Raw genomic sequence first — 17,742 nt, 5'->3', positions numbered from 1 at the left:
TCTCCCAGCCCCCGGTGTTCCCCCAACACCGGGGGCTTCTTCGTGCGGTCGGGCTCACTCCCAGCGGTACCCGGCGCCCCGGACGGTGACGATGTGGTGCGCACCGAGCTTGCCGCGCAGATACCGGACGTACACGTCGACGACGTTCGAGCCCGGGTCGAAGTCCATGCCCCACACCCGGCTGAGCAGCTGCTCGCGGCTGAGCACCCGCCCGGGGCTGCGAAGGAACTGCTCGGCCAGCGCGAACTCGCGCGCCGACAGCTCGACCTCACGGCCGTCCACGGTCGCGCGCCGGCCCAGGATGTCGAGCATGACGTCACCGTGCGCGACGGAGACGCCCGTGGTCGTGCTCTCCCTGAGCCGGGAGCGGACGCGGGCGAGCAGCTCGTCGAACGTGAACGGCTTCGACACGTAGTCGTTGGCTCCGGCATCCAGCCCCTCGACCGTATCCCGGGTGCTGGAGCGGGCCGTGAGCATGATGACGGGCACCGCTGATCCGCGTGCTCGGAGTTGACGCAGGACTTCGAAGCCGTCCATCGTGGGCAGGCCGACATCCAGCAGCACCAGATCGATGTCCTCGGCGAGGGCCCGACGCAGTCCTTCGGCACCGTCGTCGACGATCACGGTGCTGTAGCCGGCGGACTCCAGACCTCGACTGACGAACGCCGCGATCCGCGGCTCGTCTTCGACGATGAGGATCGTGCTCATCCGGCTGCCTCGCGCTGCAGCACCACGTCGCCGGCGCGGACGGGCGCCGGGAGCGGTGTCGTCGGAAGAGGCAGGTGGATCGTGAACGTCGCGCCCCCGCCGGGTGTGTCGGTCACCGCGCAGAGTCCGCCGTGGCCCTTGGCGATCGCGTCGACGATCGCCAACCCGAGCCCCGATCCGCCGACCGTCCGCTTGCCATGGGCGCGGTCGAATCGGCGGAAGATGCGATGGCGCGAGGCGGGCGGGATGCCGGGCCCATGGTCGCTCACCCACAACTGGGCACCGGAGCTGTTCAGCAGGCTTCCGAGCTGGATCGTGGAGCCCGCCGGGGTGTATTTCGAGGCGTTGTCGGCGAGCTGCAGCCATGCCTGCAGCAGCCGGTCGGCGTCGCCGACGATCCGGCCGTCCGCGAGCGAATCGACGCTCCATCGATGCCCCGGGATGACGGTGACCAGTTCGCCGACGCGCGCCGTCAGGGCGGCGAGGTCGACCTCCGCCATCGTGAATCCGTCGCCTTCGACCGTCGCCAGCAGGTCGATGTCGTCGACGAGGCGGGTCAACCGGTCGAGCTCGGCCATTCCGATCTCGCGCGTGGTCGCGACATCGGCGGCGTCGCTCGGGTCCATCAGCTCGAGGTGCCCGCGCACGATCGTGATCGGCGTCTTGAGCTCGTGCCGCACATCGTCCAGCAGCTGGCGCTGCACGTCGACGGAGCCCTCGAGCCGATCGAGCATCGAGTTGACCGTGCGCGTGAGATCGGAGATGTCGTCGTTGCCCTGGGGCGAGAGCCGCGGCGACAGATCATCGAGCGTGATGGCGTCGGCGGCGTTTCGGAGGTCCCGGATCGGCGAGAGCAGCCGGCCCGCGACGAACCAGCCGACGATGCCGATCGCGGCGAGCATGATCACCGCGGCGATCGAGTACGTCGTGATCGCCGCTGTCACCGGGCTGAGCTCGGCCCCGAGGTCGATCGCGCGAACGTAGATGCCGGTCTGCGGATCGCCCGGCATCGTCACCGGGATCGCGATGTAGCGAAGAGATCCCTGCTCGGTCACCGCGGTGCCGATCTTGGTCTCCCCGCCTGCGGTCTCGGCGATCGCGCGGTCGATGAGCTCCTGGTTGCCCGAGATGTCGAAGCCCGACAGCGTCGCAGGGATGAAGCGAGCCTGATCGTCGACGATCGCGACGGCGGCCTCGTTGCGGGCGGGCACGAGCCGCGCCACTGCGCTGTAGAGGTAGTCCTCGACCGAGTCGAAGTCGTCGATGCTGAGGTCCTCGCTCGCGGTCGTGGCGCCGGAGCCGGTCGCATCCGCTTCACTCGGCGCGTCGCCGGCCACCGTGTGCAGCCGGTCGACCTGCGCCTTCAGGCGGTCGTTCACCTCGTTCACCACGCGCTCGCGCTGCACCAGGAATGTGACGCTCCCGACGATCGCGAGTCCGATGCACGCCACGGCGAGGATCGCGCCCAGGATGCGGGCACGCGCCGAAAGGGGGCGAGACGGCCGACTCACCTCCCGATTATCGCGCCGGAGCGACATTCGCGGGATGCCGGCCGGTCAGCCGGGATGGGTCATCGACAGCAGGTCGAGCTTCTCGTCCAGCTGCTCGTGGGTGATCTCACCGCGCTCGACGTACCCAAGGTCGATCACGGCCTCTCGGACGGTGATGCCCTTCGCCACGGAGTGCTTCGCGATCTTCGCGGCCGCCTCGTAGCCGATGAGCTTGTTCAGGGGCGTCACGATCGAAGGCGACATCCCGGCGTATGCGGCGGCCCGCTCGACGTTCGCCTGGAGTCCGTCGATCGTCTTGTCGGCCAGGATCCGCATCGAGTTCGCGAGCAGGCGGATCGACTCAAGTACGGCCGTTCCCATCACCGGGATCGCGACGTTGAGCTCGAACGCTCCGGAGGCCCCCGCCCACGCGACCGTCGCATCGTTTCCGATGACGCGCGCGCACACCATCAGGGTCGCCTCGGGGACGACGGGGTTGACCTTGCCGGGCATGATCGAGGACCCGGGCTGCAGGTCGGGGATGTGCAGTTCGCCGAGGCCGGTGTTCGGACCGGACCCCATCCATCGCAGGTCGTTGTTGATCTTGGTCAGGGAGACCGCGATCGTGCGAAGCGCGCCGGAGGCCTCGACCAGCCCGTCACGGTTCGCCTGAGCCTCGAAGTGGTCCTTGGCCTCGGTGATCGGCAGCTCGGTGTCGGAGACGATGAGCTCGATGACCTTCTGCGGGAACCCCAGCGGCGTGTTGATGCCGGTCCCGACGGCCGTGCCGCCCAGCGGCACCTCGCCGACGCGGGACAGGACGGACTGCACGCGCTCGATGCCGAGACGCATCTGGCGCGCATAGCCGCCGAACTCCTGGCCGAGCGTGACCGGGGTCGCGTCCATCAGGTGCGTGCGCCCGGATTTGACGACGTCCTTCCAGGCCTCGGCCTTCGCCTCGAATGCGACCGCGAGGTGGTCGAGCGCGGGGATGAGATCGTCGATGAGCTCCTGTGTCACGGCGATGTGGACCGAGGTCGGGAACACGTCGTTCGAGGACTGCGAGGCGTTCACGTGGTCGTTCGGGTGGACGAGGGAGCCGAGGTCGCGCGATGCCAGGGTGGCGAGCACCTCGTTCATGTTCATGTTCGACGAGGTGCCGCTGCCGGTCTGGTACACGTCGATCGGGAACTGGTCGGCGTACTCGCCTGCGATGATCCGGTCGGCCGCGCGGGAGATCGCGTCCGCGATCGTGGGGTCGAGGGTCCCCAGCTCCTTGTTCGCGAGCGCTGCGGCCTTCTTGATGCGGGCGAGAGCCACGATCTGGGCCGGGTCGAGGGCATCGCCCGAGATGGGGAAGTTCTCGACCGCACGCTGGGTCTGCGCGGCGTACAGCGCGTCCCGCGGTACGCGGACCTCACCCATCGTGTCGTGTTCGATGCGGTACTCGATGTCGGTCACGTCGTCGTTCCTCCAGGTATCGGAAATCGTGCTCAGGCGCCGTCGGTCACGTCGCCAAGGATGATGTCGGGTACCGCCGTGCCCTCGGCGAGGCGGTAGTTCGCGCCGACGATCGCGAGCCGACCGTCGGCGACGGCCTCGCTGATCAGCTCCGACGAGTGCAGCAGGTCTGCGACGGTGTCGCGGAGGTGCTCGCGGCCGACGAGGTCGGCGTCGATCTCGTCGGGCAGGTCTCCGGCCACGGTCGTCTCGCGTTGGACGCGACGCACGGCCGGGACGATCGGGGCGATCTGACGCCAGATGTGCGGGGGCAGGGCAGGAGCGTCGTCCGCGACGCTGCGGATCGCAGCATCCACCGCCCCGCATGCGTCGTGGCCGAGCACGATGATCAGGGGGACCTCGAGCACCGCGACCGCGTACTCGAGGCTGCCGACGACGGAATCCGAGATGACCTGCCCCGCGTTGCGCACGACGAACAAGTCGCCCAGTCCCTTGTCGAAGATGATCTCCGCCGACAGGCGCGAGTCCGAGCAGCCGAAGAGGGCCGCGCGCGGGCGCTGGCCGAGCGCGAGCTCGGCGCGACGCTCCACGTCCTGACGCGGATGGCGGGGCTCTCCGGCGACGAACCGGGCATTGCCGCGCTGCATCTCCTGCCACGCCTTGATCGGGGTGGGTGCGGTCACTGCGTTTCCTCACTGAATGCGTCGCGAAGTGCGATGACCTGGTCGGCGACCGATGCCGCCGCGAGCTCGAGCGTGTCCTGGTCGGTCGAGCCGTACACCAAGACGACGTCCTCACCCGCCTGCGTGCTCAGGGCCGCCGAGATGTTGCCGGTTTTCGACGGATCGGGGATGTCGTATCGATCCCACTCGACACCGCCGATCGTGACGGTTCCGTCCACGGCCGCGCCGCTGAGCACTCGCGTGGTCCAAGCCGGATCGGCGTCGAAGCCCTGCGCGATCCTGAGGAACCCGGCCTTCTCGTCCGGCACGTAGACGATCGTCCACGCGGAGGTCGAATCTCCTTCGATGGACGCACGGTTGACGATCCACTCCTCGGGGACGGCGGGCACGATGACCGCGCGGCCCTCGGCGCGCTCGATCTGCTGTGCGACCGCCGCCACGTCGATCGGCTCCGCCTGGGGCGGCTCACCGCGGGGCACCGCGAAGATGATGACGGCGACCACAGCCAGTGTGACCAGCAGCGCGGCGATCAGATTGCGCGTGTTCTGGCTGGCCCGGTACACACGCGACGACTCCGCCTTGCGGTCGGCGGTCTCATCCGGGGTCTCGGGTCGGCCGAGCTCGGCGACGATCCGCGGGTTCTGCGCCATCACGCCTCTGCGCTCTCGGCCGCCGTGTTCGACCGCGCGGCATCCAGGCGCCGCTTGGCGCCGAGCAGCCACTCCTCGCAACGGGCCGCGAGCGCCTCACCGCGCTCCCAGAGCGCGAGCGAGTGCTCGAGGGTCGGCGCACCCTGCTCCAGTTCGGCGACGACGCGGACGAGTTCGTCGCGTGCCTGCTCGAACGAGAGACCCGCGACGTCGGCGACGCCTTCGCTCGATGCGCTCATACGTCCATTCTAGGACGGTGCAGCGGGAGCCTCCGCGGTGCCCGCCGTCCGCGGGCTCTCGGCCACCTCGCCCTCCGACCGGGCGGAGAAGGAGCCGCGAGCGACCGTGACCACCACTGCGTCACCCGCTCGCGCCTGGGCGGCATCGCGCACGATCACGCCTCCGGTCAGGTGCGCGATCGCGTAGCCGCGGGCCAGGGTGGATGCCGGTGACAGGGTGCGCAGGGCGGCCCGCAGTTCAGCCGCTCGGCGCGCCTGCGACTCCAGGAGGCGATCGACGACGTCCCTGCCCCGAGAGACGAGCAGCCACTGCTGCTGCGACCGCGCGTCGATCATCGTCTCAGGCGCGCGCAGGACGGGGCGGGAGCGCAGCTGCTCGAGCTGCGCGATGTCGTGGCCGATGCGCTGGGAGAGGCGCATGGTCAGCCGCGAGCGGAGTTGGACGACCGCGGCGCGCTGCTCGACGACATCCGGAACGACGCGCTTCGCCGCATCCGTCGGCGTCGATGCCCGCAGATCTGCGATGTCGTCCAGAAGGGGGTGGTCGTTCTCGTGCCCGATCGCGCTCACGACGGGCGTGGATGCCGCGGCCACGGCCCGGAGCAGTCGCTCGTCACTGAAGCCGAGCAGGTGCTGGGCGTCGCCGCCGCCTCGGGCGATGACGATCACGTCGACATTCGGATCCGCATCCAGCGCCTTGAGCGCGCCGATCGTCTCCGGAACGCACCGGTCGCCCTGCACCGCCGCGTACGCGGTACGGAACCGCACGTGCGGCCATCGCAGCTCGGCATTGTGACGGACGTCCTTCTCGGCATCCGACTTCTCACCGGTGATGAGGCCGATGACATGCGGGAGGAACGGGATCTGCTTCTTCCGGGCCAGGTCGAACAGGCCCTCGGCGCGCAGCTTGGCACGAAGGCGCTCGAGCTTCTCGAGCTGGTCTCCGAGCCCGACGTGGCGCATCGAGGAGACCGCGAAGCTGAAATCTCCGGACTTGATGAAGTAGTCGGCCTTCACGGACGCGATCACATGGTCGCCCACCCGAAGGTCGGCAGGAAGCCGCTGGAGGGTGCTCGACCAGATCCGGAAGGAGATCGTCGCGTCGGTGGAGAGATCCTTGAGCCTGCCGAACACGTTGCCGGTCCGGACGTTCCACGACGTGATCTCGCCCTCGACCCAGACCGATCCCCAGGTCTCGATGAATCCTCGGATGGTGTCGTTGAGGCGGGCGACCGAGGTCGGTGCATCGGAGGTGGAATCGCGCGGCCGCACCGAGTCGGGGGGAGGGGGCTGGCCGGGAACCGCGTCGGCGTGGAACGTCGTCATCCGGTCCTCTCCTGTCGGGCGCATCGTTCGGGTGCACGCGTGGCCGCCGGCAGTCGTCTGCACGGCCGGTGCACAGGCCGCCCCCGTAGACTCGGGGATGTGAGCACTTCGGCTGTCCGCATGCCCGTCCCCCGCGTTCCGCGGCGGCGCGAGCGACTTCAGGATATCCCCGTCTCCGGACAGAAGCGGGTGCTGCTGGCGGCTCCCCGCGGCTACTGCGCCGGTGTCGATCGTGCCGTGATCGCCGTTGAGAAGGCGCTCGAGCGGTTCGGCGCCCCGGTGTACGTGCGCAAGCAGATCGTCCACAACATCCACGTGGTGACCGAGCTCGAGGCCGCCGGCGCGATCTTCGTCGACGAGGTGGATGAGGTACCCGAAGGCTCTCACGTGGTCTTCAGCGCGCACGGCGTGTCACCGGCAGTCGTGGCGGCGGCATCCGACCGCGGTCTGCAGGCGATCGATGCGACCTGCCCGCTCGTCACGAAGGTCCACCGCGAAGCGGTGCGGTTCGCGCGGGACGACTTCGAGATCCTCCTGATCGGCCATGAGGGTCACGAAGAGGTCGAGGGCACGGCCGGCGAGGCGCCCGAGCACGTCACGATCGTCAATTCGCCCGAGCACGCCGATCGGGTCGAGGTGCGCGATCCGTCGAAGGTGGTCTGGCTCTCGCAGACGACGCTGTCGGTCGACGAGACGATGGAGACGGTGCGCCGCCTTCGGGAGCGGTTCCCCCACCTGCAGGATCCGCCTTCGGATGACATCTGCTACGCGACGCAGAACCGTCAGGTCGCGATCAAGAAGGTGGCCAAGGACGCGGACCTCGTGATCGTGGTCGGCTCGGCGAACTCGTCCAACAGCGTCCGGCTGGTCGAGGTCGCCCTCGAGTACGGTGCGAAGGCCGCATATCGCGTGGACTACGCCGACGAGGTCCGGCAGGAGTGGCTCGACGGCGTCGAGACCGTGGGCGTCACCAGCGGCGCCTCGGTGCCGGAGGTGCTCGTCCAGGAAGTGCTCGACGATCTCTCCGGAGCCGGCTACCGCGACGTCGAGGTCGTCAAGACGGCCGAGGAGGACCTGATGTTCTCCCTGCCCAAGGAGCTCCGGCAGGATGCCGCGGGCAAGCGCGACGAACGCGCCCTCGGCGGCAGGGTCGGCGCATGAGCGACACGGAGCGGCCCCGTCCGCAGTACGGCGAGTACGCGACGCCGGAGGAGCAGCGGGCCCGGATCAAGCAGCCTGATATGACGTGGCTGCTGGAGACCGGTCAGGATCCGGACGCGCTGAAGGGCGCCCCGCCCGCGGACTCGCCGACGGTGCCGGCGGCGCCCTCCGGCGTGTCATCCGCGACACCGACGATGCGGCGCGGACGGTTCGCCGATCGCGTCGCCACGATCGCGCTGCTCGTCTACGGCCTCGTGAACGTGGTGACCAGCATCCCGAGCATGCTCGACTATCAGGCGTACGTGACCACGGTTCTCGGGATCCTGGGGATCGACGGTCAGCTCGCCGACCCCGCCGCCGACCGTCCGTGGGGCATCGCGGCGGCCCTGGTCCTCGCGATCGGATGGCTGCTGACCGCGTGGGTGTCGTGGCGCCGACTGGCCAAGGAGCGGCTCACGTGGTGGATTCCGCTGGTCGCCGGCATCGTCTTCACGGGCATCAGCGGCGTGCTGCTGATGGTGCCGATCGCCTCGGACCCGGTCCTGTGGAACGCGATCCTCGACAGCGCCCGCTGACCCGGGGACTCAGAGCAGTGCACGTCCGCCGGCGAACAGCGGCGTGAGCTTGTCGAGCGACTGCTCCAGACCCTGACGTGACATCTCGAGCGGTTCTTCGCTCTCGTAGCCGGCCTCGTGCACACGCATGAGCGTGCGGTCGCCCTCCAGCGGGTCGAAGGTCACGGTGTGCGCGACCTCGGCGGGCACACCCGGCGGCCGGGCGTCCTCACCGAGCGGATCGCCATTCGCGTCGCTGAACCGGAACATGAATTCGAGGCGGCGCGGTCTCTCCACGAGCGTGTACTCCCACGAGCTGAACATCTCGGGGAAGCCCCAGTCCGGGGCGCTCATCGACACGAGAGAGCTTCCTCCGACGCGCACATCCATTTCGGCCGTCGGGCACTCGAAGCCGTTCGGCCCCCACCATCGCTGCAGGATCGCGGCATCGGTCCAGGAACGCCAGGCGACATCAGGCGGGGCATCCAGCTCACGGCTCGCCTCGACGACGAACTGCGATGCAGCACTGCTCTCGGCCATCGCGGATCTCCCTGCTTAGAGGATGTGACCCCTGAACGATACCGACGGCCGGGGCGCAGATCGAGGGCTCCGGACTGCGACCGGGCCAAGGCCGAGAGGGGTGCGTTCATACTGGATGGAGACTGAGCGCGGTGTCCGGTTCACCGCGGTGAACCGCCGGTGCATCCGTCTCGTGTCCTCAGTGAGGGAGGTGCGGGATGCCGGGGGATGATGGCGCACGTCTCGGCGCCCTCTACGACGCCCACGCGGGACCGGTCTGGCGCTACGTCGTGCGGCTGACCGGCGATCGCGCCGGTGCCGACGATGTCGTCCAGGAGACACTGCTCCGCGCGTGGCGGAACCCGCGCATCCTCGAGCAGGACCCGGCGACGATGCGCTCGTGGATGATGACCGTCGCCCGCAACCTCGTGATCGACGAAGCACGCAGCGCGCGGCGCAGGCATGAGAACGTCGTCGCCGACGTTCCTGAGCGCATCGGCGCCGACGACACCGACGCGCTGTTCGAGGCGATCCTGATCGAAGAGGCGCTCGCGGTGCTCAGTCCCGAGCACCGCTCGGTCATCGTGCGCTCCTACTACGGCGGCCGAAGCGTCGCGCAGACGGCCGCCGAACTGGACATCCCGGAAGGCACCGTGAAGTCGCGACTTCACTACGGCTTGCGCGCCATGCGCCTGGCGCTTCAGGAGAGGGGGGTGACGCGATGAATCCCGATCACCCGCGCTTCGCCCAGTGGGATGCCGCCTACGTGGTCGGCGCCCTGTCGTCCACCGAACGCCGCCAGTTCGAGGAGCACCTCGCCGACTGCGCCGAGTGCCGCCGCGCGGTCGCCGAACTCAGCCCCACCCTCGGGCTGATGTCGAGGGTCAGCGCCGAACGGGCGCGCAGCATCGACGCCGAATCGGCCGAGGGAGCCGCCGGCGCGGGGGAGCCCGACGGATCGGTCCGCGCCGAGGTCATCTCCCTCGCGCGTCGGCGCGCCCAGCGCCGTCGGCGTGCGTGGTGGGCCGCCGCGGCGGCCGCCGTCGTCATCGTGGTCACCGCGATCGCCATCCCCGTCAGCATCGTGCGCTCCGCGCCCCCGGCGGCCTACGCGCTCGAGGCCGTCGCGGACGTTCCGCTCGAGGCGAGTGTACGTCTGACCAGCGTGGCCTGGGGCACGCGAATCGAGCTGGAATGCCGCTACGCACCGAGCGAAGATCCGGAGTCGCCCGCTGAGGAGCGGCCGTACGCGCTGACGGTCGTCGGGTCGGACGGAACGTCGGCCGACGTGTCGACCTGGCGGGCCATACCCGGCTCCACCGCTCGGCTCAGCGCGGGCTCGGCGCTGGACCTCTCCCAGATCGCGGCGATCGAGATCCGGTCGATCGAGTCCGGGCGCCTGCTGATGCGGTACGACCTGGGGGAGTGATCCGACGACAGGGATGCCGCTCCTCCGCCGCCGTAGGATGACCGGATGCCTCGTCTTGTCGCCGTCTGCGCCGTCTCGCAACTTCGTCAGGACGGCACCCGAGACCGGGTGACGGCGATCGACAAGCGTGCGCTGGACGGCAGGGTGCGGATCGGGCGGTACGGGGTCGGCGCCGACGTGCAGGCCGACCGCAAGCACCACGGCGGTCTGGACAAGGCGCTGTACGCGTACGCGGCCGAGGACGCCGCGTTCTGGGAGATCGAGCTGGCCCGACCGCTCCCACCCGGCTTCTTCGGAGAGAACCTCCGCACCGAGGACATCGACGTGAATGCGGCACGGATCGGGGAGGTGTGGCGCATCGGTGACACCGTCACGGTCGAGGTGACGATGCCGCGCACACCGTGTCAGACGTTCGCCCGCTGGGTCGGCGGAGCGGAGCAGCGCGGGTGGGTCAGGCGCTTCTCGGCCGAGCGGCGCCTCGGCCCCTACCTGCGCGTGCTCCGCAACGGATTCGTCAGCGCCGGCGACCCGATCGAGGTCCTCTCGCGACCGGATGGCGCGCCAGGACTGCTGGACGCGTACATCGGGCCTGAAGAGGCCTGAAGGCGCTGCGCGTCAGCTTGTGGACTTGCCGGCCGAGCCGAGCTGCTGCGTGGCCTGCACCACACGGGCGGCCATCGCCGACTCGGCGATCTTGCCCCACGCGCGCGGGTCGTACGCCTTCTTGTTGCCCACCGACCCGTCGACCTTCAGCACGCCGTCGTAGTTGCTGAACATGAACCCGGCGACGGCACGCGTGAACGCGTACTGCGTGTCGGTGTCGATGTTCATCTTGATGACGCCGTTCGCGACGGCCAGCGCAATCTCGTCGTCCGTCGAACCGCTGCCGCCGTGGAAGACGAGGTCGAGCGGCTTGGGGCCGGTACCGAACTTCGCGGCGATCCCGTCCTGGATCTCGCCGAGCAGCTCAGGGCGCAGCTTGACGTTGCCCGGCGCGTACACGCCGTGCACGTTGCCGAAGGTGAGCGCGGCGATCCAGCGCCCCCGATCGCCGAGGCCCAGCGCTTCGACGGCCTTGGTCACGTCCGCGACGGTCGTGTAGAGGGCGTCGTTCGACCCCTCGTGCTGCACGCCGTCCTCTTCGCCGCCGACGACGCCGATCTCCACCTCGAGGATCGCGTTGATCGCCTTGAGCCGGGGGAGCAGCTCCTTGGCGATGTCGATGTTCTCGTCCAGCGGCACGGCCGATCCGTCCCACATGTGCGACTGGAAGATCGGCTGACCGCCGTCGGCGACGACCTTCTCCGATTCGGCGATCAGCGGAAGCACGAAGTCCTCGAGCGCCGGCTTCGGGCAGTGGTCCGTGTGCAGGGCGACCGTGATCGGGTAGCTCTTGGCGACCTCGTGCACGAACTTCGCGAAGGCGAGTGCCCCGGTGGAGCGCGCCTTGACCGTGTGCCCGGCGAAGTAGTCGGCCCCGCCGGTGGTGACCTGGATGATGCCGTCCGAGCCGGCCTCGGTCAGTCCCTGGAGGATGGCGTTGACACTCTGGGAACTGGACGCGTTGAACGCCGGATAGGCGAATCCGCCGGCCTTCGCGCGGTCCAGCATCTCGGCGTACTGCTCGGGGGTGGCGACGGGCATGACGGCTCCTTGGTCGTGTGCAGGGTTACGGTCACTCTAGCGAAGGGCGCGCCGCGAGCGGAGGTCGGGACCTCCCGCTGTGCTCCGTGCGCGCGCCTCATACCGCTGCCGCAAGAAACGCGATTCCTTCGTGTCCCGCGAACGCCTGACCGCCGGACCGAGCAGCGGGCGGTGGCTAGGCTGACCTCATGGTGAGTCTTACCGCCGACATGAGTCCGCTGCATCCCGACCGCAACCTCGCGCTGGAATTGGTGCGTGCAACGGAGGCCGCAGCGATCCGCGCGGTGCCCTTCATCGGGCGAGGTGACAAACTCGCGGCCGACGCTGCGGCAGTCGATGCGATGCGCGCATTCTTCACCACGGTCAACTTCGACGGGACGATCGTGATCGGCGAGGGCGAGAAGGATGAAGCGCCGATGCTGTTCAACGGCGAGAAGGTGGGCAACGGCCGCGGCCCTCAGTGCGATGTCGCCGTCGACCCGATCGACGGCACCTCGCTGACCGCCGCCGGTCGGCAGAACGCGCTCTCCGTGATCGCTGTCTCGGATCGCGGCAGCATGCTCGACGCATCCACGGTCTTCTACATGGACAAGCTCGTGACCGGCCCGGCCGGCGTCGGCGTCGTCGACATCCGCCTGCCGATCGGCGAGAACATCCGCCTGCTCGCCAAAGCCCTCGACAAGCCGATCGACGAGATGGTCGTGTCGGTGCTGAACCGTCCGCGCCACGAGCAGCTCATCGTCGATATCCGAGAGGCCGGGGCGGGGACGCGCCTGATGTCCGACGGCGACGTCGCCGGCGGGATCAACGCCGCCCGGCACAACGCCCGCACCGACATGTGCGTCGGCGTCGGCGGCAGCCCTGAAGGCATCGTGACGGCGTGCGCGATCAAGGCTCTCGGCGGCCATATCCAGGGCATCCTGTGGCCGCGAAACGACGACGAGAAGCAGAAGGGCGCCGATCACGGTCTCAGGACCGATGGCCACGTGTACGAAGCCGATGAGCTCGTCACGGGCCAGAACACGATCTTCGTGGCGACCGGCGTCACCGACGGCCAGCTCGTGGCAGGTGTCCGGCGCGAGGGCGATTTCATCTACAGCGAGAGTGTCGTGCTGCGCGGCCGCTCGGGCACGCTTCGTCGCATCGTGTCGGAGCATCTCACCTCGAAGTGGCTGTAGCGGTTCACTCCGACGTCCATCCCTGATGCGGATGCGCCTGCTGATGCGGGTGTGGTCGGAGTTGCAGATGTGATTGAGTCGTGATGTGTGAAACGCGTCGACTCTGGCACAATCGAACCGGTGTCAATGCGGACGCAGCAGTGTTCTCTGACCCGAGGGAGTTGTCGATGTCGGCACAGCCGAGCGGCGCGAAGCCGCAGACAGGCGCGATCGCCGTCGTGGCGAACGCGACGGACCCCGCTCGCCGGCCAGATGTGCTGTTCCGCGTTCGACGAGACGATGACCATCAGCTTTCGGCGTGGTGGATGATCGGCGCTTTCGTCGCCGTCTCTGTCGCCGTCATCGCCCTGCTGAGCTTCGTTCCCGGCTGATCCCGCAGTCACTCCGCTTGCGGTGAGATGCGTTCGCGCACGTCGCCGAGATCGGCGATGAGCGGGGCGTCATCGGATGCGGCATCCGCCGTGACGGAGGACCGCGGGCCATTGCTCTCGAGGTCGAGTGCGGCGTCGAGGAGTTCCGGCGCGGTCAGCCGCCGTGGAGCCCTCTGCACCAACGTGGGCTGGTCGAGCGCGTCGAGCTTGGTCTGGTCGATGCCGGGAAACCGGCGCGCGGTGACGAGCACACGCGATTCGAGCGACCCGGCGAACCGGTTGTAACTGTCGACAGTGCGCTCGATCGCGCGCCGGAGATCGTCGGCGTGGCCGGCCAGCGTGGCGAGCCGCTCGTAGAGCTCGTTGCCGAGGTCGAACAGGGCACGTGCCTCCTGCGACACATCCTGCTGCGTCCACGTGTAGGCGACGGTCTTGAGCACCGCCCAGAGGTTGACCGGGGAGGCGAGCGCGACGCGCTTGCCGAACGCGTACTCCAGCAGCGACGGGTCCTCCTCCAGTGCCGCGGCGAGGAGAGACTCGCTGGGCACGAAGCAGACGACGAATTCGGGGCTCGAGACGAGTCCCGCCCAGTAGGTCTTGCGTGCGAGCGCGTCGATGTGGGCGCGGAGCGCCTTCACGTGCCGGTCCAGCAGCGTCTTGCGGCGCGCCCCCTCAGCGCCCGATGCCGTGAGGGGGATCGCGCTGGCCTCGAGATATGCGTCGAAGGGGACCTTCGCATCGACGGCGATCGCCTTCTCGCCGGGAAGGCGGATGATCATGTCGGGCCGGCCGGCTCCGGCATCCGAGGTGATGGAGGTCTGCGTGTCGAAGTCGATGTAGCGGGTGAGCCCAGCGGCCTCGACGACGCGCCGCAGCTGGGTCTCGCCCCAGACGCCGCGCGTGCTCCCCGAGCGCAGGGCGCTGGCGAGCGATTCGGTCGTCGCCCGCAGTGCCTCACCGGATTGATGGGCCTGCCGCAGCTGCTCGGCGAGCGTGCCGAATTGGGCATGGCGGTCTCGCTCGAGGTCATCCACCTTGCTCTGCATCGACTGGAGCGTCTCGTGCACCGGGGCCAGCGCACGCAGCACCGCCTGCTCGCGGCGTTCGCGCTCCTCGCGGGATGCCTGGTCGCTGCGCGCCTGGGCGGCCAGCTCGCGGTACAGCAGCTGCTGGTGCTCGAGCTGCGCGTGCACGCCCTGCCGACTCGCCTCGCTCGCAGCGAGGCGGGCGCGCAGATCCGAGGTCGCCTGTGCCGAACGCGTCGTCGCGCGGGCGCCGCCCGCAGCCCAGCCGGCCAGAACGCCGGCGGCCAGGCATCCGATCACGATCATCGAGACGGTGAATGCATCCATGCACCCAGGATGCCCCGGGCGGCGGACATCGCCCGGTGCTACCGTCTTTTCCATGACCCCTCAGGAACTCGAGAACCTGGCGCTCCTGCGCCGCGCTCGTGACCTGATCGACCGCGATTACGCCAAGCCGTTGGACGTGCCGACGATGGCTGCGAAGGCGCTCATGTCTCCCGCGCACTTCTCGCGTCAGTTCCGTGCCGCCTATGGGGAGACGCCCTACAACCACCTGATGACGCGCCGGATCGAGCGTGCGATGGCGCTGCTGCGGGGTGGAGCGAGCGTGACCGACGCGTGCATGGCCGTCGGGTGTACGTCACTCGGCTCCTTCAGCTCGCGATTCGCGGAGATCGTCGGGATGACGGCGTCAGAGTATCGGCGGCAGGAGCACTACGCGGTCGAGGCGATGCCCGCATGCGTGGCGAAGACCCAGACGCGGCCGAGCCGCCGCCCGGCGGACGCAGCGGCATCGAGCAGGATCGAAGAAGTGCGCGCGAACACGGCGGCGTAGCGTCGCTCGCATGACAATCGCACTTCAGTACACCAACGTCACCGTGGCCGATGTCGACGAGTCGATCGCGTTCTATCGCGACGCGCTCGGCCTCGAGGTGCAGAACGACGTCGCCTCGGGGAACTTCCGCTGGGTGACGCTCGGCACGCCCGCGCAACCCGGTCTGGGCATCGTTCTCTCGGAACCGCACGCCGGCCGCTCGCAGGCGGACGGCGACGCGATGCAGGAACTGCTCACGAAGGGCGTCCTGCCCATGCTCGTGTTCAACACCGACGACCTGGATGCAACATTCGAGACCGTGCGTGCCTCCGGCGCCGAAGTGCTGCAGGAGCCGATCGACATGGGCTGGGGCCAGCGCGACTGCGCGTTCCGCGACCCGTCCGGCAACATGGTCCGGATCGCGCAGGCACCCGCGGCCTGATTCGCAGCGGCGCCGCCCGCAGATCCGACGGCCGGCGTGCTGGCAGGAACCCCAGACCTACTGCGGCGGACCGTCGTCCCAGCCGAGCGGCAGGCTCGGCTCATCCGGCGCCGAGAAGCGCCCGGCAGCGGGGGTCCAGTCATCGCGCAGCAGGTCGGCCCACTCGCTGAAGCTCTCATCGTGAGTGAGGCGCGCGAGCGTGTCGAGCTGCCACGAGTGGATCGCGTGATACGCCGAGTTCTGCCAGAGCGGGCTCTTGCAGTAGTCCGGCTGCACGCAGTAGTACGACACTGCGCCGGGGTTGCGGACGTCGGGCATGATCGCGAGCGTCGTCGTCGCCCCGCCGTCGAGGAGTCGAAGCGCATCGGGGTCGTCGGTCAGTCGCCAGTAGTCGTAGATGCCGAAGATCGCGAACACGTGCCCGTTGAGCACGAGGAGCGGGGGCTGATCGCCGGCGTACTCCTCGAAGAACAGACGATCGCCGTCCACGAGGGTCGACCACGGTTCTGCCTGGGACCGGGGCTGGAGGAAGCTCTGCCAGGTTCGGTGAGCGGCGTTCTCCCAGCGCGCGTCGCCGGTCTCGTCGTAGAGGCGGACGAACAGTGAGAGAGCCTGTCCCTGGGCCATCCCCGACCACCACGGCTCGGTCAGCGTGCGCTGGTAGTAGGTCCACGGGAACATGTAGGGGAACCACCACGCTCCCGCGCGCTCCGTGTGGATCTGCTCCAGGCGCTCGGCGTGCCGCGTCGCGCGGTCCAGCCAGATCGTGTCGCCTGTGCGCTGGTACTCCATGAGCGCCGAGATCCCGTACTGGGCATACGCCACCGGATGATCCGCGCGCGCCCCGTTGTCCCTCCGCAGGTAGACACGCAGTCCTGTGGCATCCAGCACGATGGCCGGATCGTCGACGTTCACGGGCGGCCGGTCGGAGTACGGCGCGGCCGCGGCGGGGTCGAACTGCCACCCGGTCATCGCGAAGCCGGGTTGGGCCGGCGGCTGCGATGAGCAGGGGGTGTTGGCGGCGGCGGCCTCAGAAACTGCACCCTCGCCGCCGATCACGATGCGTTCCGGTGCTGAGACCGTGCTGAGCGCGACGTGTGGCGCCCACGGCACGCACTCCGGCTGGGTGAGCAGCAGCGGTGCCTGCATGCGTCCCGCGAGCGCCGCTGCCGACAGCGCGTCAGGGTAATCGGTGCCGGTCGCGAGGAAGGCGGCGTCGGGCGCGGCATCCGTGAAGTAGGCGTTGTAGAGCGCTGCCGCGGTCTCATAGCGCGATGCCCCCGCGTGCCGGCTCACCGTGAATCCCTCGGTGCGAAGCTGCTGCTCGATGCGCAGGTCGATGGCTCCGTGGCCACCGGCGATCGACACGTCTGCCACGCCCCAGCGCTTCAGCGCTTCCATCGTGGACGCTGGAAGCGTCGTGCCGCGGCCGTTGACCAGGAGGAGCGGTGCGCCAAGACTCCCCGCTGCACCGGAGGCACCGAGCGCGTCGGGAAAACCGAGACCCGTGGCCAGGAAGATGTGCGTCGCGCTCCCGAACACCGTGTCGATCAGCTTCTCCGCCGTCGAATATCGATCGGCGCCGCCGATGCGCTCCGTCGGCGCCATCGCCGAGAGCCGCGCGACGACGGATGCCGAGACGGCGCCGGTGCCGCCCAGGACGTAGATCTTCGTCGGCTGGAGCCGCGCGAGCTCCTCGGCGACGACGAGGGGGAGCGCGCCGGGCTGGGTGAGCAGGAGCGGAGCTCCGAGCGAGGCCGCCGCGGCGGCCGCGGCGAGCGCATCCGGGTAGTCCGTCCCCGTCGCCACGAACGCCGCGGCGACCCCGGGTTCGTACCGCTGCGACACGGCGACGCTGGTCTCATAGCGCGTCGCACCGCCGAGGCGCACGATGCTGGTCGCCGACGCCGGATCCTCGATCGGCTGGGGAGGTGCGGCGTACGCCGCGGTGCCCGCAAAGAGGCCTGCGACGGTCGCGGCGGCGACCGCCATGAGCAGGCGAACCTTCGTACAGCGCATGGTGGGGCTTCCGAGCGTCGAGAATCGGG

General features: G+C 69.3%; 20 protein-coding genes. 9 read left to right on the top strand and 11 right to left on the bottom strand.

The features are described 5' to 3' along the window. Window positions 1-54: 54 nt before the first annotated feature. From BM349_RS11970 to xseA, 7 genes are read right to left on the bottom strand one after another with little or no spacing between them, the layout of a single operon-like run. Complete coding sequence (locus BM349_RS11970; RefSeq protein ID WP_091707047.1) at window positions 55-708, bottom strand: response regulator transcription factor; 654 nt, start codon at window positions 706-708, stop codon at window positions 55-57. After that, on the bottom strand, window positions 705-2,219 hold the full coding sequence (locus tag BM349_RS11965) for a sensor histidine kinase (RefSeq protein WP_175525277.1): 1,515 nt from the start codon (window positions 2,217-2,219) through the stop codon (window positions 705-707). The genes BM349_RS11970 and BM349_RS11965 overlap by 4 nt, the downstream gene beginning before the upstream one ends. Before the next feature lie 45 nt (window positions 2,220-2,264). Continuing rightward, window positions 2,265-3,659: a class II fumarate hydratase gene (locus BM349_RS11960; protein ID WP_091707045.1), complete on the bottom strand. Its 1,395-nt coding sequence runs from the start codon at window positions 3,657-3,659 to the stop codon at window positions 2,265-2,267. A 32-nt stretch (window positions 3,660-3,691) separates the two neighbouring features. Continuing rightward, on the bottom strand, window positions 3,692-4,306 hold the full coding sequence (locus BM349_RS11955) for a carbonic anhydrase (protein WP_091707282.1): 615 nt from the start codon (window positions 4,304-4,306) through the stop codon (window positions 3,692-3,694). Between the two features lie 32 nt (window positions 4,307-4,338). Next, window positions 4,339-4,992, bottom strand: coding sequence for a DUF4245 domain-containing protein (locus BM349_RS11950; RefSeq protein WP_091707044.1), 654 nt, complete (start codon window positions 4,990-4,992; stop codon window positions 4,339-4,341). Next, window positions 4,992-5,231: an exodeoxyribonuclease VII small subunit gene (locus BM349_RS11945; protein ID WP_091707043.1), complete on the bottom strand. Its 240-nt coding sequence runs from the start codon at window positions 5,229-5,231 to the stop codon at window positions 4,992-4,994. The genes BM349_RS11950 and BM349_RS11945 overlap by 1 nt, the downstream gene beginning before the upstream one ends. A gap of 9 nt (window positions 5,232-5,240) precedes the next feature. Continuing rightward, on the bottom strand, window positions 5,241-6,557 hold the full coding sequence (xseA, locus tag BM349_RS11940; protein WP_091707042.1) for an exodeoxyribonuclease VII large subunit: 1,317 nt from the start codon (window positions 6,555-6,557) through the stop codon (window positions 5,241-5,243). Between the two features lie 120 nt (window positions 6,558-6,677). Here xseA and BM349_RS11935 point away from each other — a divergent pair, with 120 nt between their 5' ends. Further along, window positions 6,678-7,718 carry a 4-hydroxy-3-methylbut-2-enyl diphosphate reductase gene (locus BM349_RS11935; RefSeq protein ID WP_091707041.1) on the top strand — a complete coding sequence of 347 codons (1,041 nt, stop codon included), beginning with the start codon at window positions 6,678-6,680 and terminating at the stop codon, window positions 7,716-7,718. Then, entirely contained in the window at window positions 7,715-8,293 is a 579-nt protein-coding gene (locus BM349_RS11930) for a DUF6264 family protein (RefSeq protein WP_091707040.1), read from the top strand. Before BM349_RS11935 ends, BM349_RS11930 begins: the two co-directional genes overlap by 4 nt. A 9-nt stretch (window positions 8,294-8,302) precedes the next feature. On the opposite strand, the gene BM349_RS11925 is transcribed toward BM349_RS11930, so the two are convergent. Next, window positions 8,303-8,812, bottom strand: a complete 510-nt coding sequence (locus BM349_RS11925) for an SRPBCC family protein (protein ID WP_091707039.1) — start codon at window positions 8,810-8,812, stop codon at window positions 8,303-8,305. A 197-nt stretch (window positions 8,813-9,009) separates the two neighbouring features. Between BM349_RS11925 and BM349_RS11920 the strand changes: the two genes are divergently transcribed. The 3 genes from BM349_RS11920 to BM349_RS11910 are packed head-to-tail and all read left to right on the top strand — an operon-like array spanning window position 9,010 to window position 10,823. Next, the gene (locus BM349_RS11920) at window positions 9,010-9,516 is read left to right on the top strand and encodes a sigma-70 family RNA polymerase sigma factor (RefSeq protein WP_091707038.1); all 507 of its coding nucleotides are present in this window, start codon (window positions 9,010-9,012) and stop codon (window positions 9,514-9,516) included. After that, window positions 9,513-10,220 (top strand): zf-HC2 domain-containing protein, encoded by a 708-nt coding sequence (locus BM349_RS11915; RefSeq protein ID WP_091707037.1) that lies wholly within the window; start codon window positions 9,513-9,515, stop codon window positions 10,218-10,220. Before BM349_RS11920 ends, BM349_RS11915 begins: the two co-directional genes overlap by 4 nt. A 45-nt stretch (window positions 10,221-10,265) precedes the next feature. Beyond that, window positions 10,266-10,823 carry an MOSC domain-containing protein gene (locus BM349_RS11910; RefSeq protein ID WP_091707036.1) on the top strand — a complete coding sequence of 186 codons (558 nt, stop codon included), beginning with the start codon at window positions 10,266-10,268 and terminating at the stop codon, window positions 10,821-10,823. A 12-nt stretch (window positions 10,824-10,835) separates the two neighbouring features. On the opposite strand, the gene fbaA is transcribed toward BM349_RS11910, so the two are convergent. Continuing rightward, window positions 10,836-11,864, bottom strand: a complete 1,029-nt coding sequence (gene fbaA, locus BM349_RS11905; protein ID WP_091707035.1) for a class II fructose-bisphosphate aldolase — start codon at window positions 11,862-11,864, stop codon at window positions 10,836-10,838. A gap of 188 nt (window positions 11,865-12,052) precedes the next feature. Between fbaA and glpX the strand changes: the two genes are divergently transcribed. Then, window positions 12,053-13,042: a class II fructose-bisphosphatase gene (gene glpX, locus BM349_RS11900; RefSeq protein WP_091707034.1), complete on the top strand. Its 990-nt coding sequence runs from the start codon at window positions 12,053-12,055 to the stop codon at window positions 13,040-13,042. A gap of 167 nt (window positions 13,043-13,209) precedes the next feature. After that, a complete protein-coding gene (locus BM349_RS11895) occupies window positions 13,210-13,413 on the top strand; it encodes a UDP-N-acetylmuramyl pentapeptide phosphotransferase (protein WP_091707033.1) in 204 nt (67 codons plus the stop codon). Window positions 13,414-13,421: 8 nt separating this feature from the next. Here BM349_RS11895 and BM349_RS11890 read toward each other — a convergent pair whose 3' ends face one another. Further along, the gene (locus tag BM349_RS11890) at window positions 13,422-14,765 is read right to left on the bottom strand and encodes a DNA recombination protein RmuC (RefSeq protein ID WP_091707032.1); all 1,344 of its coding nucleotides are present in this window, start codon (window positions 14,763-14,765) and stop codon (window positions 13,422-13,424) included. 52 nt (window positions 14,766-14,817) lie between these two features. Here BM349_RS11890 and BM349_RS11885 point away from each other — a divergent pair, with 52 nt between their 5' ends. Both BM349_RS11885 and BM349_RS11880 read left to right on the top strand, forming a co-directional pair. Next, window positions 14,818-15,273, top strand: coding sequence for a helix-turn-helix transcriptional regulator (locus BM349_RS11885; protein ID WP_091707031.1), 456 nt, complete (start codon window positions 14,818-14,820; stop codon window positions 15,271-15,273). Between the two features lie 10 nt (window positions 15,274-15,283). Continuing rightward, the gene (locus BM349_RS11880; protein ID WP_091707030.1) at window positions 15,284-15,694 is read left to right on the top strand and encodes a VOC family protein; all 411 of its coding nucleotides are present in this window, start codon (window positions 15,284-15,286) and stop codon (window positions 15,692-15,694) included. Window positions 15,695-15,751: 57 nt separating this feature from the next. Here the strand turns inward: BM349_RS11880 and BM349_RS11875 are convergent, their stop codons facing one another. Further along, window positions 15,752-17,686 carry a cell wall-binding repeat-containing protein gene (locus tag BM349_RS11875; protein WP_175525276.1) on the bottom strand — a complete coding sequence of 645 codons (1,935 nt, stop codon included), beginning with the start codon at window positions 17,684-17,686 and terminating at the stop codon, window positions 15,752-15,754. Between the last annotated feature and the right edge of the window lie 56 nt (window positions 17,687-17,742).

The organism is Microbacterium sp. cf046, from assembly GCF_900114345.1.
Classification (GTDB): domain Bacteria; phylum Actinomycetota; class Actinomycetes; order Actinomycetales; family Microbacteriaceae; genus Microbacterium.
The sequence above is the reverse complement of the archived record's forward strand: the minus strand, read 5'-3'. Positions and strand labels throughout refer to the sequence as shown.